This is a genomic window from Salmonella sp. 741265073_HBA, from assembly GCF_046569105.1.
Taxonomy (GTDB): Bacteria; Pseudomonadota; Gammaproteobacteria; order Enterobacterales; family Enterobacteriaceae; genus Salmonella; species Salmonella enterica.
In genome coordinates this window covers 361,624-375,965 of sequence record NZ_JBKFRY010000002.1, presented here as the reverse complement: position 1 = coordinate 375,965, position 14,342 = coordinate 361,624, and the positions used below count along the sequence as shown (strand labels likewise).

Genomic DNA, 14,342 nt, shown 5'->3' with positions numbered 1-14,342 from the left:
CAAAGTCACGCGGAAAGTCAGATGCCTGCCAGTTATGCTTTTGCTATAGTAGGGCTCTTTTTTTAATTTCATCACGGACGTCGTAGTTCAGACCATGAAGACCACTTTTTCCGCTCGTTTTATGCAGCGCATGGCGCTCACCACGGCGCTTTGTGCCGCGTTTATCTCAACCGCACATGCCGATGACCTGAATATCAAAACTATGATCCCGGGTGTTCCGCAGATCGATGCGGAATCCTACATCCTGATCGACTACAACTCCGGTAAAGTTCTGGCGGAACAAAACGCCGACGAACGTCGCGACCCGGCGAGTCTGACGAAGATGATGACCAGTTACGTCATCGGACAGGCAATGAAAGCGGGTAAATTTAAAGAAACCGACCTGGTTACCGTCGGTAATGACGCCTGGGCCACCGGCAATCCGGTATTTAAAGGCTCCTCGCTGATGTTCCTCAAGCCGGGAATGCAGGTACCGGTCTCTCAGTTGATACGCGGCATCAATCTGCAATCCGGCAATGACGCCTGTGTGGCAATGGCTGATTTCGCCGCCGGTAGCCAGGATGCTTTCGTCGGGCTGATGAATAGCTATGTGAACGCGTTGGGGCTGAAAAATACCCACTTCCAGACCGTACACGGCCTGGACGCCGACGGACAATACAGTTCAGCTCGCGATATGGCGCTGATTGGTCAGGCGTTAATTCGCGATGTGCCTAACGAATATGCCGTTTATAAAGAAAAAGAGTTCACCTTTAACGGCATTCGCCAGTTAAACCGTAACGGTCTGCTGTGGGATAACAGCCTGAATGTGGACGGCATCAAAACCGGCCATACCAGCAAAGCGGGCTATAATCTGGTCGCTTCCGCAACCGAAGGCCAGATGCGATTGATTTCCGCCGTGATGGGCGGACGGACCTATAAAGGCCGTGAAACAGAAAGCAAAAAACTGCTGACGTGGGGCTTCCGTTTCTTTGAAACCGTTAATCCGCTGAAGGCTGGTAAAGAGTTCGCCTCTGAACCCGCCTGGTTTGGTAATACCGATCGCGCCTCGCTGGGCGTCGATAAAGACGTTTACCTGACGATCCCTCGTGGTCGCATGAAAGATTTGAAAGCGAGCTATGTACTGAATACCGCAGAACTGCACGCGCCGCTGCAGAAAAACCAGGTGGTCGGCACCATCAACTTCCAGCTGGACGGTAAAACCATCGAGCAGCGTCCGCTGGTCGTACTGCAAGAGATCCCGGAAGGGAACTTCTTCGGTAAAATCATTGATTACATTAAATTAATGTTCCATCACTGGTTTGGATAAAAATTGAACGCTTGAAAGTGTGATTTTCGTCCCCATATACTATGCATCAGTAAAACTCCCGCCCTGTGGCGGGAGTTGTTATTTTTTTTACGTAATGCCGGAGCTGACATGAAAACCAAACTTAACGAACTGCTTGAATTCCCTACGCCATTTACTTACAAAGTAATGGGGCAGGCGTTACCTGAGCTGGTTGATCAGGTGGTTGAAGTGGTACAGCGCCATGCGCCTGGTGATTACTCTCCGACGGTAAAACCGAGCAGCAAAGGCAACTACCACTCGGTCTCTATCACCATTAATGCCACCCATATTGAACAGGTTGAAACGCTGTACGAAGAACTGGGCAATATTGATATCGTGCGAATGGTATTGTAATACATCCAGACGGTTACCCGGTCTTATCCGGGTAACTCCCCGCCTCCCCCGCTGTGATATACTTTCCTCTCTTTTTTCATTCTCTACGGAGATGCCGTTTTGTATCAGGATAAAATCCTTGTCCGCCAGCTCGGCCTTCAGCCCTATAAAGCTATCTCTCAGGCCATGCATAACTTTACCGATATGCGCGATGAAAACAGCCATGATGAAATCTGGTTGGTTGAGCATTACCCGGTGTTTACCCAGGGCCAGGCCGGTAAAGCGGAACATATATTGATGCCTGGCGATATTCCCGTTGTGCAGAGCGATCGTGGAGGACAGGTGACCTATCATGGTCCGGGCCAACAGGTAATGTACGTTTTACTTAACCTGAAACGACGTAAACTGGGCGTGCGTGATTTAGTCACCCTACTTGAACAGACCGTGGTGAATACGCTGGCTGAAATTGGTATTGAGGCGCATCCGCGCGCCGATGCGCCGGGCGTCTATGTGGGTGAAAAGAAAATCTGCTCGCTGGGTTTACGTATCCGTCGCGGCTGCTCATTCCACGGTTTAGCGCTAAACGTTAACATGGATCTTTCTCCTTTCCTACGTATCAACCCGTGTGGTTATGCCGGCATGGAAATGGCCAAAATAACACAGTGGAAAGAAGACGCTACCACGGATAATATTGCGCCCCGCTTGCTGGCGAATATTTTAGCTCTGCTAAATAATCCATCGTATGAATATATTGCTGCTTAATGCGTAAAATATAATGGCCCAAGAAATTTATGGGTCATTAATCATATATGATTTGAATGCTTTACTTCTCCCCCCGCTTTCTATATTTTCGTTATATCCCTGCTGTAGCCGCCAGGCGGCATGGCCTCTTCAGTCCTCATGATGAGGAATTTTCCGTGAACAAAATCCCGGCCTTGCTGTTACTTATCTTATTGAAATGACTTAAAATACATTCATAAGAGTAATTTTAAAACCAACTCATAAATGCAAAATATACTATTTCATCTATTATTCATAATACGAATGAATTCGGAGCCAGAGCGTGAGTGATAATAATCAGGCAGAAAGACAACCGGCCGATCAACATCTACAAGACAAACCGCAAATTTTCAGAACACTGAGAAATATTGACCTCAATCTGTTGACGATTTTCGAGGCCGTATATGTCCATAAAGGGATCGTCAATGCAGCGAAAATTCTTAACCTGACGCCGTCAGCCATCAGCCAGTCCATTCAAAAATTACGGACTATATTTCCCGATCCGCTGTTTATTCGCAAAGGCCAGGGCGTAACGCCCACGACGTATGCTACGCATCTGCACGAATACATCAGCCAGGGGCTGGAATCTATTCTTGGCGCCCTGGATCTTACGGGCAGCTACGATAAGCAGCGTACCATTACAATTGGCACGACGCCTTCGGTCGGCGCGCTAGTGATGCCGATTATTTACCAGGCCATCAGGCCGCGTTATCCTCAGCTTTTGCTGCGCAACATTCCGGTAGACGATGCCGAAAGCCAGCTTAGTCAGTTTCAGACCGATCTCATTATCAATACCCATAGCTATAACAACCGGAGCATCCAGCATCACGTCCTGTTTAGCGATACGCTTGAGATTGTCTGCCGCCAGCATCACCCATGTCTGGCGAACGCCATTACTGAAGAGAGACTGAACAGCGCGGATCACACCTTTCTGATGCTGGAGGGACAACATCTTTCCCTACTGCGCCAGCGACTGCAGGAGACATTTCCCGATCAGCAAATCAGTTTTAGCAGCTACAATATTTTTACCATTGCCTCGCTGATCGCCAGCAGCGATCTGCTGGGACTGATGCCCGCCCGCTTCTACGACTTATTTAGCCGTTGCTGGCCGCTTGAACGCCTTCCCTACGCGCCGGTGAATAGTGAACAGGTCGAGTTCTCGCTGCATTACAATAAACTGAGTCTGCGCGATCCGGTGCTGGAGAACGTCATTGATATCATTCGTGAGGCGTTCTGACAAAAATGTTGCATCCAGGTCACGGAAGATATGGGCAAACAGCACAAAACAACAACTATTTTACATTTTGCCGGGCTGTCAGGCTGCTTTATGGCCCTTATCAATGATATACTGCGTGTCACAAATTCAAAAATAGTTGATAAATACAACTTTCCCTTGAATTGAAACGCTTTCCTTCGTTATTCGCAACTGGAACACGCACGCTATGAGTAAACCCATTGTGATGGAACGCGGTGTAAAATACCGCGATGCCGATAAGATGGCTCTTATCCCGGTTAAAAATGTGGTCACAGAGCGCGACGCTCTACTACGTAAACCGGAATGGATGAAAATAAAACTTCCGGCGGATTCTACCCGTATCCAGGGCATCAAAGCCGCAATGCGCAAAAATGGCCTGCATTCTGTCTGCGAGGAAGCGTCTTGCCCAAACCTGGCTGAATGTTTCAACCACGGTACCGCTACGTTTATGATCCTTGGCGCCATTTGCACTCGCCGCTGTCCGTTCTGTGATGTCGCCCATGGCCGCCCCGTTGCGCCGGATGCGGAAGAGCCGCAGAAACTGGCGCAAACGATCGCCGACATGGCGCTACGCTATGTGGTCATCACCTCTGTCGACCGTGACGATCTGCGTGACGGCGGCGCCCAGCATTTTGCTGACTGCATCACCGCTATCCGTGCCAAAAGCCCGGAGATAAAAATAGAAACCCTGGTGCCAGACTTCCGTGGACGTATGGATCGCGCGCTGGATATTCTTAACGCGACGCCGCCGGATGTGTTTAACCACAACCTGGAAAACGTGCCGCGTATTTACCGCCAGGTTCGTCCGGGCGCCGATTACAACTGGTCGCTGAAATTACTGGAACGCTTCAAAGAAGCGCACCCGGAAATTCCGACAAAATCGGGTCTGATGGTGGGCTTAGGCGAAACCAATGCGGAAATCATTGAGGTTATGCGCGACTTACGCCGTCATGGCGTCACCATGCTGACGCTTGGTCAGTATCTACAGCCAAGCCGCCATCACCTGCCGGTACAGCGTTATGTCAGCCCGGAAGAGTTTGACGAGATGAAAGCGGAAGCCCTGGCGATGGGCTTTACCCATGCCGCCTGTGGCCCCTTTGTACGTTCTTCGTACCATGCTGATCTCCAGGCCAAAGGCATGGAAGTGAAATGATCGTGTAATAGACGCTTACATTTCAGGCAAAAAAAACCGGCAACTTGCCGGTTTTTTTACTCTGCGGAGCAAGCGCATCGCGCTATTACTCTTTGTGCGAGAGTTTTTCAGCCTGAACGCTACCGTCGACGTCTTTCTTAACGCCCGCGTCTTCATCGTTCATTGCTTTCTTGAATCCTTTAATCGCCGTGCCCAGGTCTCCGCCCAGCGTACGTAACTTCTTGGTACCAAACAGCAGAACAACCAGTGCGGCAACCACCAGCAGTTTGGTAATACTAATCTCACCCATAGATACCTTCTTCACTAAAAACAGGCTGCGTAACGCGCCGGATTAACCTGAGAATATTAACGGTCTTTCGACGCGCGCACACAATAGCAATCTGTAACAAGGTGAATCAAGCTTTGCGTAAAAAAACATCATAATAATTGCGGTGGCGCAAATCGTCGTTGCTGCAAAAGAGGAAGTTGCTCCCGCACCTGGTCTATTCGTTCTCTGAATATTTCCGCGACGATCAGCGCCGGACGATCGGCTGCCGCGGCTATCGTTACCCCCAACGGATCGATAATACGACTTTGACCAATATTACGATTACCACACTCCCCGGCCGCAATCATATAGCAGGTGGTATCCAGCGCTCTCGCCGCCAGCAGCGTCGACCACTGCTGCTCTTTCAACGGGCCGCGAACCCAGCCCGTCGGCAGCGCCAATACGTCAGCCCCCTGTAAAGCCAGCGCTAACGCCATGTCAGGAAAGCGCAGGTCATAACAGGTCATAAGCCCCACCTTAACCCCCTCCACGTCCAGCACAGGCGCGATAACGGTTCCGGCATCAATACTTTGGGATTCTTGCATCGAAAACGCATCATAGAGATGCAGCTTCGCGTAACGCGCGACAATGTGACCTGCCCGTAGTGCCACCAGCATATTAACCGCCCGTCCAGGCGTTGACGGGACAAGGATAGTGAATATCGTCGTCATATTATTATGAGCGCTTTCTTCCTGAAGCCGCGTCATAAACGCGCCATCCAGCGGCTGCGCGGCGCGAATCGGCAGGTCAAGGTCGATGTCATCTCGCGCTAATATCCCCTCAGGCAGCACCAGAAGCGATACGCCGCGGTCCGCCGCCTGAGCCATTAACGAAACGCAAACTTGCGCATTCTTTTCCCATACAGAACTCACCACAAACTGCCCGGCTGCAACGAACATATCCCCTCCCACACCTCTGTCAGGACTCGCCAATTATGCGTGTTCGGCGTTACACTCCTCCTGTATAGCAATTAAATAAAGGATTCGGCAGTGTTACAGCTTCTTTTAGCAGTTTTTATTGGCGGTGGAACGGGGAGCGTAGCCCGGTGGATGCTAAGTATGCGTTTTAATCCGCTTCATCAGGCGATTCCCATCGGTACGCTAACAGCAAATTTGCTTGGCGCGTTTATTATCGGCATGGGGTTCGCCTGGTTTAACCGCATGACACATATCGATCCGATGTGGAAAGTGCTCATTACGACCGGCTTTTGCGGCGGCCTGACGACCTTTTCTACTTTTTCTGCTGAAGTGGTATTCTTGCTGCAAGAGGGGCGCTTTGGCTGGGCGCTGCTGAATGTGCTGATTAACCTGTTGGGTTCGTTTGCCATGACAGCGCTGGCATTCTGGCTATTTTCCGCCGCAGCGGCGCGTTAAGCGCAAAAAAAAAACCCGCCGAAAGGGCGGGTTTTGAAATCTTGCTGTCGGACGTATGCTTACAGAGCAGTTACGTTTGCAGCGGAAGGGCCTTTGGCACCGTTAGTGATTTCGAACTCTACGCGCTGACCTTCAGCCAGAGTTTTAAAACCATTGGTCTGGATTGCAGAGAAGTGTACGAACACGTCTTTGCTGCCATCTTCCGGAGTAATGAAACCGAATCCTTTGGATTCATTAAACCACTTAACGTTACCTTTAATCTTAGACATCAAAATTACCTTTACATGAAAAATAGACACAAATGCTGTGTCGGATACCAGTACAACAATTGTGATGCATTTTGTCCAGTCGAACTTTGCGAAAAAGTGATAAATATCGCGTTAATTTTTAGCTAACCCTGTCTACTTATTGTTTTTTAAGGCTTTTTTATTCACAACTGAAGCATGCCCTTCCCCGTCAAAACTGGAAACGCATCCAGGCGAAATAGACGTTTCCGTTGTTATACGAACCCGGAATGTAGGTCATCTGAAAGGTAGCGGGACCATAGCCTATAGACGCTAAAGGCAACAGCACAGGGATGGGAATATAATTCCAGTTGTCGCGCGCGGTAACGCCCGCGGTAAAGCCCAGTCCCAGACGAAAATTATCGTCTTCCAGCGGTCGCCAGGTTTTTTCCCAGCCATAACCGCCTATGGGTTCCCATTTGTTAAATGAATCTTTAAAGGCCATCATATAGAGGCCATGCCAGTTGCCTTTGTCGTCCCAGCGCGACTGGCCAAAACCAACGCCCCACGGCCGCTCGTTATAGCGATCCGTTTTCTCTTTATCGTAGGCAAAGCGCGCATGCCAGGTAATGGCGGGGACATACAAATCATAATGCTCAGGCTGTCGCCACGTTTCTGCGACGTTATCGGTAAACGTGTTGAACCACCCTTTATCCGCAGCAGAGACCGGAGGAATAGCCAACCATGGCATAACAAGGAGAGCGATAATAAAAAAATGCTTTCTGATGATCATCACAACATACATACCGTTCAAAAATTCGACCGTGATAATAACAACATTAACCTGAATAAAATCTTAACAAAGTGCGAGCAAAATAACCTGAGAGATTATCGGGTTAACGGCGTTTGATTTAACACTCAGAACCGTCGCGCGCTCCTTACTAAGTTTTCACAAAAAACACAAAACAAAGCACAACAAACAAAACAATAAAATAACAATAAATTAACACTTATAGCGCTACAGAAAATTCGTATAAGCATATTTCATCTTTAGTGATGACATAAAAAAATAACCGCGCCGTGATTTTAATCAGTAAGGCGCCATCCTTTATTCGGTACATTTTTATACCACTTTTGTGGCTCTTATTTTTACTCTGGGTGTCGATAAGACAGGGGAAACAATGCTAACAGTTATAGAGCTCCTTATCGGAGTCGTCGTTATTGTGGGTGTAGCGCGCTACATCATTAAGGGATATTCCGCCACTGGCGTTTTATTTGTCGGCGGTCTGGTTCTGCTTATTATCAGCGCACTGATGGGGCATAAGGTATTACCTGCCAGCGAAACCAGTACCGGCTATACCGCAACAGATATTGTTGAATACATCAAAATTTTGCTCATGAGTCGCGGCGGCGATCTTGGCATGATGATCATGATGCTGTGCGGCTTTGCCGCTTATATGACGCATATCGGCGCGAATGATATGGTCGTGAAGCTGGCGTCGAAACCTTTACAGTATATAAACTCGCCCTACCTGTTGATGATTGCCGCCTATTTTGTCGCCTGCCTGATGTCGCTGGCCGTCTCTTCCGCGACGGGGCTTGGCGTACTGCTCATGGCTACTCTCTTCCCTGTGATGGTCAACGTCGGCATTAGCCGCGGCGCGGCGGCGGCTATTTGCGCCTCTCCGGCCGCCATCATCCTCTCGCCAACATCTGGCGATGTGGTTTTAGCCGCAAAAGCGGCGGAGATGCCGTTAATCGATTTCGCGTTCAAAACCACGCTGCCGATTTCCATCGCCGCAATTATCGGTATGGCGATTGCGCACTTTTTCTGGCAACGCTATCTGGATAAAAAAGAGAACATTTCACATGAGATGCTGGACGTGGCGGAGATTACCACCACGGCCCCGGCGTTTTATGCCCTTTTGCCGTTCACGCCCATTATCGGCGTACTGATTTTTGACGGTAAATGGGGGCCGCAGTTGCACATTATTACCATCCTGGTGATCTGTATGCTGCTGGCCGCCGTGCTGGAATTCGTGCGCGGCTTCAACACGCAAAATGTGTTTTCCGGCCTGGAAGTGGCTTATCGCGGCATGGCGGATGCGTTTGCCGGCGTCGTGATGCTGCTGGTCGCGGCGGGCGTTTTCGCCCAGGGGCTGAGCACCATTGGCTTTATCCAAAGCCTGATCTCGATTGCCACTTCTTTTGGCTCCGCCAGCATTATTCTGATGCTGGTCTTAGTGATTTTAACCATGCTGGCTGCGATGACCACCGGTTCAGGCAATGCGCCTTTTTACGCCTTTGTTGAGATGATCCCTAAACTGGCGCACTCCTCCGGCATCAACCCAGCCTATTTATCCATCCCAATGCTGCAAGCCTCAAACCTGGGGCGCACGATTTCGCCGGTCTCCGGCGTCGTGGTCGCTGTCGCCGGGATGGCTAAAATATCACCGTTTGAAGTGGTGAAGCGCACGTCCGTTCCGGTCATCGTCGGTCTGTTGATCGTCATTATCGCCACGGAAATTATGGTGCCAGGCGCCTCTTCCGCCGTTACCGGCGGCTGATAGCCGGTAAGCCGGGGCGAGGGAAAACATCGCCCCGGCATCTTAAACCAGGCTTAGCCGCCGTGGTAAATACGCTGCGGCCTGCCCACTTTGCCATGAATAATCTCTGCGACAATCAGGTGCTGACTCGCGCAATATTCCAGGTAGCGTCGGGATGTGGTGCGGCTTATTGTTAAGGCCTGCGCGACCGTTTCAGCCGTGTGGCGTACGGTTGGATCGGCAAACAGCTTCATCACCGCATTAAGGGTTAAGGCATCAATACCGGTCGGCAAATCCCCTTTCGGTTCGCCGCGCGCATAGGCGTTGAACATTTCATCTATCTGCTTCTGGCTTGCGCTATCCGCGCTCGCCAGCATACGTCTGCGCTGTTGATAGCGGGTCAGCGTCTGTCCCAAACGTTCATAAGCAATAGGTTTGACCAGATAATCAAACGCGCCGCTACGTACCGCTTCCGCTACCGTCTCCATGTCACTGGCGGCGGTCGTAAACACGACGCCGCCGGGATAGCGCGACTGCATTAATTCATGCAGCAGCGTAATCCCCTTCCCATCCGGCAGATAATTATCCAACAGAATTAATCCAGGTTTGAACCGGTCAATCATCATTCTCGCCTGCGCCAGATTGCCCGCCAGCCATATCTGCTTAAAGCCAGGAATATGGCGGATATATTCTGCGTGCATCTCCGCCAGCAGCGTTTCATCCTCAACGATCAATAGGGTTAATGGTTCTGTCATCGTTTTTTTTCACTTTCGGAAGGAATAAAGAAAATAAGGTGCCACAAGGATCATTGTCTTCCAGCGTAATGACCCCGCCACAGCGCCCCACATAACTTGCAATCAGATATAACCCGATACCATGCTCACCGGGTTCGTCGGTTCGGGTACTTACGCCCTGCTCAAAAATTTTTTCCCGCAGCGCTTCAGGAACGCCGCAGCCCTGGTCGGCGACCTCTATCACCACCTCGTCGCCCTCGTCGCTCAGGAAAAGTTCGATGGTATTGTCGCCTTCCTGTGTACGCAAACTCGCTTCAAACGCGTTATCCAGCAGATTCCCGACGATGGCGGCGAACTCCGTGCTATCCAGCCCCTCCGGCAGTTGATGTAGCTGGCTGCCGGGAACAATCACCATCTTGAGCCCCAGTTCACGCGCGCGCTGAACTTTGCCAAACAGCAAACCGGCCACCTGACGATCGGCGAAGGCGCCGCGTAAACTATCAATAAGTTGCTGCTGCGCCTGCGACTCACCCTGCACCATCTCTCTGACCCGATCATACTCCTTCATTTGCAGCAGGCCGTTCAGAGTCGACATCCAGTTCAGGTGCTCATGGCGTAGCGTGCGCAGGCTCTCAACATACTGTTTAATCTGGGTTAGCTGCGCGTTCAACGTCGCGATTTCATCTTTGCTGCGAAAACTAATAATAGCGCCCAGCAACTCCTCGCCGGAACGGATAGCTTCACGATTGGCGATGACGCTCAGGCCATTGAAGTTGGCCATCACGTCCTGGCGTCTTTCTGCGATCTGGCAGGTAAAAAAGTCTGCCGGATTGACGACTTCCGCTATCAGCTTGCCCAGCCACTGACGCCCCGGCGACGGCAGCCCCAACATTTTTCTCGCATTGCGATTAATCGCGGTGATATGTCCCTCCGGATCAACGGCGATCAGCCCTTCATAAACCGAGCTAAACAACGCCTCCTGCTGGCGTACCACGCGCGCAATCTGTTTCGGCTCCATGCCCAGCATTTGTCGGCGGATATGCGCGGCGAAAAACCAGGAAAGCAGCATTAATACCACCAGCAACAGGACAAAAACCCCCGCCATCGGTAATAAGAAGTCCAGCCGCCAGGAGTCGATTTTACTGACCAGATAGCCAATTGAAACAACGCCGATCACGTTGCCTTCGTTGTCAAAGATAGGCGTTTTGGCGCGCATCGCCATCCCTATTGAGCCCTTACCGGTAATGAAATAACTTTCTCCTCTTTCCAACGCGCCGGGTTTCGTAAACTGCATGGGATAGCCGATTTTTTCCGGATTCGGATGGTAAAGCCGGATCGAGTGGCGATCGCCTATCACCACATAGTCAAAATCCGTCCCGCGCTGCAGTTTATTCGCAATTATCGCCAGGCGTTTATAGTCCCGGTTTTTTACGGCGGCGATAATGCTGTCGTTAGAAGCAATAATTTTTGCCTGATTCATCGCCATATCACGAACATGGGACGCCAGATAATCTTCGAAACTGGCAGACAAATATTGTGCTAACGCTGCCACGATGAAAACAGAAACCACCAGAATGAGCAGAAAAATACGTAACGGAAACGCGAGTTGCCGAAAAAAAGGAAACAGCTTTTTATTTTTCTGATAGGACATTAAGGTTCCTTATGGGTATTTCTCTGCAGATTTATCGCAAATGTAATAAAAATGTTTTGAGCATCTTGAAGCCTATAAAAACCAATCGTTACAGATTCCCCACATTAAATCAATTAAACAACTAAAACCCACCGCCGGAATGGCGATTAAATTAATTAAAAAACTTAAAACCATAAAACACTTAAAAACCATCTAACGCTTTGTGAAATAAATCAAAATTTACCACCAAAATACTCCTTACGATGTATACGTCAGTGAGAAAAAATAAATAACTCGTCATAAAAACACTCCCACTCTGACTGAAAAGAAAAAGTTATCAAGTTGCAACACAGCGCAACATATACAGAAAAGTGGCAACAAGCATATCACCAGGATATTTCTTACTATGTTTGGCAATAATGTATTCACTCGGGTAAAACGCTCTGAAAATAAAAAAATGGCGGAGATCGCTCACTTTCTCAAAGAGAATGATTTAAGCGTCGATACCACTGTAGAGGTGTTTATTACCGTCAGCCGTGATGACCGTCTTATTGCCTGCGGCGGTATTGCTGGAAATATCATTAAATGCGTGGCCATTAGCGAATCAGTACGCGGCGAAGGCTTAGCGTTAACGCTAGCGACGGAATTGATTAATCTCGCCTGGGAACGGCACTGCACCCATCTTTTTATTTATACCAAAACGGAATACGAAGCGCTGTTTAAACAGTGCAGCTTTTCGACGATAGCCAGCGTCCCCGGCGTGATGGTCTTAATGGAAAATAGCGCGACCCGGTTGAAACGGTATGCGGAATCGCTGGCGACATTACGTCACGAGGGAAAGAAAATTGGCTGTATTGTGATGAACGCCAATCCTTTCACGAACGGCCATCGCTATCTGATCCAACAGGCGGCTGCGCAGTGCGACTGGCTGCATCTGTTCCTGGTCAAAGAAGATACGTCACGCTTTCCCTATGAAGACCGACTCGATCTGGTTCTTAAAGGGACCACCGATATCCCGCGCTTAACCGTTCACCGCGGCTCCGAATACATTATTTCTCGGGCGACGTTCCCCTGCTATTTCATTAAAGAGCAGAGCGTTATTAATCACTGTTATACCGAAATCGACCTGAAGATTTTCCGCCAGTATCTGGCGCCCGCGCTTGGCATCACACACCGCTTTGTCGGTACGGAACCATTTTGTACCGTTACCGCCCAGTATAACCTTGATATGCGTTTCTGGCTGGAGACGCCAACGCTTCCCGCCCCACCCATTACGCTGGTGGAAATAGAGCGGATTTGCTTCCAGGAGACGCCGATATCCGCCTCCTGGGTACGCAAGCTGCTGGTTAAACACGATCTCACGGCTATCGCGCCGCTGGTTCCCGACGCCACCCTGCGCTATTTGCAGGGCATGGTCGAACGCCATCCGGGCAGCGCGGCAGCCCGTCAAAAGTCCCCCGTATTAGCAACAGGTGAAAAATGAAAATAAACCAGCTAGCCGTCGCAGGCACGCTTGAGTCCGGCGATGTGATGATACGCATTGCGCCGCTCGATACGCAGGATATTGACCTGCAAATCAGCAGTAGCGTTGAAAAACAGTTTGGCGAGGCCATTCGCGCCACCATCCTGGAGGTGCTTTCTCGCTACGACGTGCGCGGCGTACAACTGAACGTTGATGATAAAGGCGCTCTGGACTGCATTTTGCGCGCCCGACTGGAAACGCTACTGGCGCGCGCCAGCGGTATTGCCGCTCTGCCCTGGGAGGACCGCCAATGATTTCCGCCTCTCTGCAACAACGTAAAACCCGCACCCGCCGCAGTATGTTATTCGTACCGGGCGCCAACGCGGCGATGGTGAGCAATTCGTTTATCTACCCGGCCGACGCGCTGATGTTCGACCTGGAAGACTCCGTTGCATTACGCGAAAAAGACGCGGCGCGCCGTCTGGTATATCACGCGCTGCAACACCCGCTTTACCGTGACGTCGAAACCATCGTCCGCGTGAATGCGCTGGATTCCGAATGGGGCGTCAACGATCTGGAAGCGGTCGTGCGCGGCGGCGCGGACGTGGTGCGTTTACCGAAAACCGACACCGCGCAGGACGTCATTGATATCGAAAACGAAATTCTGCGCATTGAAAACGCCTGCGGTCGCGAACCGGGCAGTACCGGCCTGTTAGCCGCCGTGGAATCGCCGCTGGGTATTACCCGCGCGGTAGAAATCGCCCACGCCTCTGAACGGTTGATCGGGATTGCGCTGGGCGCGGAAGACTATGTTCGCAACCTGCGCACCGAACGCTCTCCGGAAGGCACCGAACTGCTGTTCGCCCGCTGCGCCATTTTGCAGGCTGCGCGTTCCGCCGGCATTCAGGCCTTCGATACCGTCTATTCCGACGCCAACAACGAAGCCGGTTTCCTGCAAGAAGCCGCCCACATTAAACAGTTGGGCTTTGACGGTAAGTCCCTGATCAACCCCCGCCAGATCGAACTGCTGCACAACCTTTATGCGCCAACGCGTAAAGAGGTCGCCCATGCGCGTCTGGTCGTTGAAGCCGCAGAAGCCGCCGCCCGCGAAGGACTCGGCGTCGTTTCCCTTAACGGCAAGATGGTCGACAGCCCGGTGATTGAACGCGCCCGTCTGGTGCTCTCCCGTGCAGAACTTTCCGGTATTCGCGAAGAATAAGG

16 protein-coding genes are annotated in these 14,342 nt (G+C 50.8%); 10 read left to right on the top strand and 6 right to left on the bottom strand.

The window, feature by feature from the left end; translation table 11 throughout:
* The first annotated feature begins 94 nt into the window (after window positions 1–94).
* From dacA to lipA, 5 genes are all read left to right on the top strand, one after another.
* Window positions 95–1,306 (top strand): D-alanyl-D-alanine carboxypeptidase DacA, encoded by a 1,212-nt coding sequence (gene dacA / locus ACLD3P_RS04340; protein WP_000858711.1) that lies wholly within the window; start codon window positions 95–97, stop codon window positions 1,304–1,306.
* Between the two features lie 108 nt (window positions 1,307–1,414).
* Window positions 1,415–1,678, top strand: a complete 264-nt coding sequence (gene ybeD, locus ACLD3P_RS04335; protein ID WP_000850547.1) for a DUF493 family protein YbeD — start codon at window positions 1,415–1,417, stop codon at window positions 1,676–1,678.
* Window positions 1,679–1,777: 99 nt separating this feature from the next.
* Window positions 1,778–2,419, top strand: a complete 642-nt coding sequence (gene lipB, locus ACLD3P_RS04330; protein WP_131046218.1) for a lipoyl(octanoyl) transferase LipB — start codon at window positions 1,778–1,780, stop codon at window positions 2,417–2,419.
* Window positions 2,420–2,720: 301 nt separating this feature from the next.
* Window positions 2,721–3,674 (top strand): YbeF family transcriptional regulator, encoded by a 954-nt coding sequence (locus ACLD3P_RS04325; RefSeq protein ID WP_001282816.1) that lies wholly within the window; start codon window positions 2,721–2,723, stop codon window positions 3,672–3,674.
* Between the two features lie 205 nt (window positions 3,675–3,879).
* Window positions 3,880–4,845 carry a lipoyl synthase gene (gene lipA / locus ACLD3P_RS04320; RefSeq protein ID WP_000042640.1) on the top strand — a complete coding sequence of 322 codons (966 nt, stop codon included), beginning with the start codon at window positions 3,880–3,882 and terminating at the stop codon, window positions 4,843–4,845.
* Window positions 4,846–4,930: 85 nt separating this feature from the next.
* On the opposite strand, the gene tatE is transcribed toward lipA, so the two are convergent.
* Window positions 4,931–5,134 carry a twin-arginine translocase subunit TatE gene (tatE, locus tag ACLD3P_RS04315; protein ID WP_000503938.1) on the bottom strand — a complete coding sequence of 68 codons (204 nt, stop codon included), beginning with the start codon at window positions 5,132–5,134 and terminating at the stop codon, window positions 4,931–4,933.
* A gap of 128 nt (window positions 5,135–5,262) precedes the next feature.
* The gene (locus tag ACLD3P_RS04310) at window positions 5,263–6,051 is read right to left on the bottom strand and encodes a deaminated glutathione amidase (protein ID WP_000495789.1); all 789 of its coding nucleotides are present in this window, start codon (window positions 6,049–6,051) and stop codon (window positions 5,263–5,265) included.
* A gap of 90 nt (window positions 6,052–6,141) precedes the next feature.
* Here ACLD3P_RS04310 and crcB point away from each other — a divergent pair, with 90 nt between their 5' ends.
* Window positions 6,142–6,525, top strand: a complete 384-nt coding sequence (gene crcB / locus ACLD3P_RS04305; RefSeq protein WP_000939753.1) for a fluoride efflux transporter CrcB — start codon at window positions 6,142–6,144, stop codon at window positions 6,523–6,525.
* Between the two features lie 59 nt (window positions 6,526–6,584).
* Here crcB and cspE read toward each other — a convergent pair whose 3' ends face one another.
* Both cspE and pagP read right to left on the bottom strand, forming a co-directional pair.
* The gene (gene cspE, locus ACLD3P_RS04300) at window positions 6,585–6,794 is read right to left on the bottom strand and encodes a transcription antiterminator/RNA stability regulator CspE (protein WP_000034826.1); all 210 of its coding nucleotides are present in this window, start codon (window positions 6,792–6,794) and stop codon (window positions 6,585–6,587) included.
* Window positions 6,795–6,981: 187 nt separating this feature from the next.
* The gene (gene pagP, locus ACLD3P_RS04295; RefSeq protein WP_077912237.1) at window positions 6,982–7,554 is read right to left on the bottom strand and encodes a lipid IV(A) palmitoyltransferase PagP; all 573 of its coding nucleotides are present in this window, start codon (window positions 7,552–7,554) and stop codon (window positions 6,982–6,984) included.
* Window positions 7,555–7,930: 376 nt separating this feature from the next.
* Here pagP and dcuC point away from each other — a divergent pair, with 376 nt between their 5' ends.
* Window positions 7,931–9,316 carry an anaerobic C4-dicarboxylate transporter DcuC gene (dcuC, locus tag ACLD3P_RS04290; protein ID WP_000958619.1) on the top strand — a complete coding sequence of 462 codons (1,386 nt, stop codon included), beginning with the start codon at window positions 7,931–7,933 and terminating at the stop codon, window positions 9,314–9,316.
* 53 nt (window positions 9,317–9,369) lie between these two features.
* Here dcuC and dpiA read toward each other — a convergent pair whose 3' ends face one another.
* Window positions 9,370–10,050, bottom strand: a complete 681-nt coding sequence (dpiA, locus tag ACLD3P_RS04285) for a two-component response regulator DpiA (RefSeq protein ID WP_000138778.1) — start codon at window positions 10,048–10,050, stop codon at window positions 9,370–9,372.
* The gene (gene dpiB, locus ACLD3P_RS04280) at window positions 10,019–11,680 is read right to left on the bottom strand and encodes a sensor histidine kinase DpiB (RefSeq protein ID WP_023224058.1); all 1,662 of its coding nucleotides are present in this window, start codon (window positions 11,678–11,680) and stop codon (window positions 10,019–10,021) included. The genes dpiA and dpiB overlap by 32 nt, the downstream gene beginning before the upstream one ends.
* A 385-nt stretch (window positions 11,681–12,065) precedes the next feature.
* On the opposite strand from dpiB, the gene citC reads away from it, so the two are divergent.
* The 3 genes from citC to citE are packed head-to-tail and all read left to right on the top strand — an operon-like array spanning window position 12,066 to window position 14,340.
* Window positions 12,066–13,142, top strand: a complete 1,077-nt coding sequence (gene citC / locus ACLD3P_RS04275; RefSeq protein ID WP_115286207.1) for a [citrate (pro-3S)-lyase] ligase — start codon at window positions 12,066–12,068, stop codon at window positions 13,140–13,142.
* Window positions 13,139–13,435, top strand: a complete 297-nt coding sequence (gene citD, locus ACLD3P_RS04270; protein ID WP_000700685.1) for a citrate lyase acyl carrier protein — start codon at window positions 13,139–13,141, stop codon at window positions 13,433–13,435. Before citC ends, citD begins: the two co-directional genes overlap by 4 nt.
* Window positions 13,432–14,340, top strand: coding sequence for a citrate (pro-3S)-lyase subunit beta (gene citE, locus ACLD3P_RS04265; protein WP_000622342.1), 909 nt, complete (start codon window positions 13,432–13,434; stop codon window positions 14,338–14,340). Before citD ends, citE begins: the two co-directional genes overlap by 4 nt.
* Window positions 14,341–14,342 lie beyond the last annotated feature (2 nt).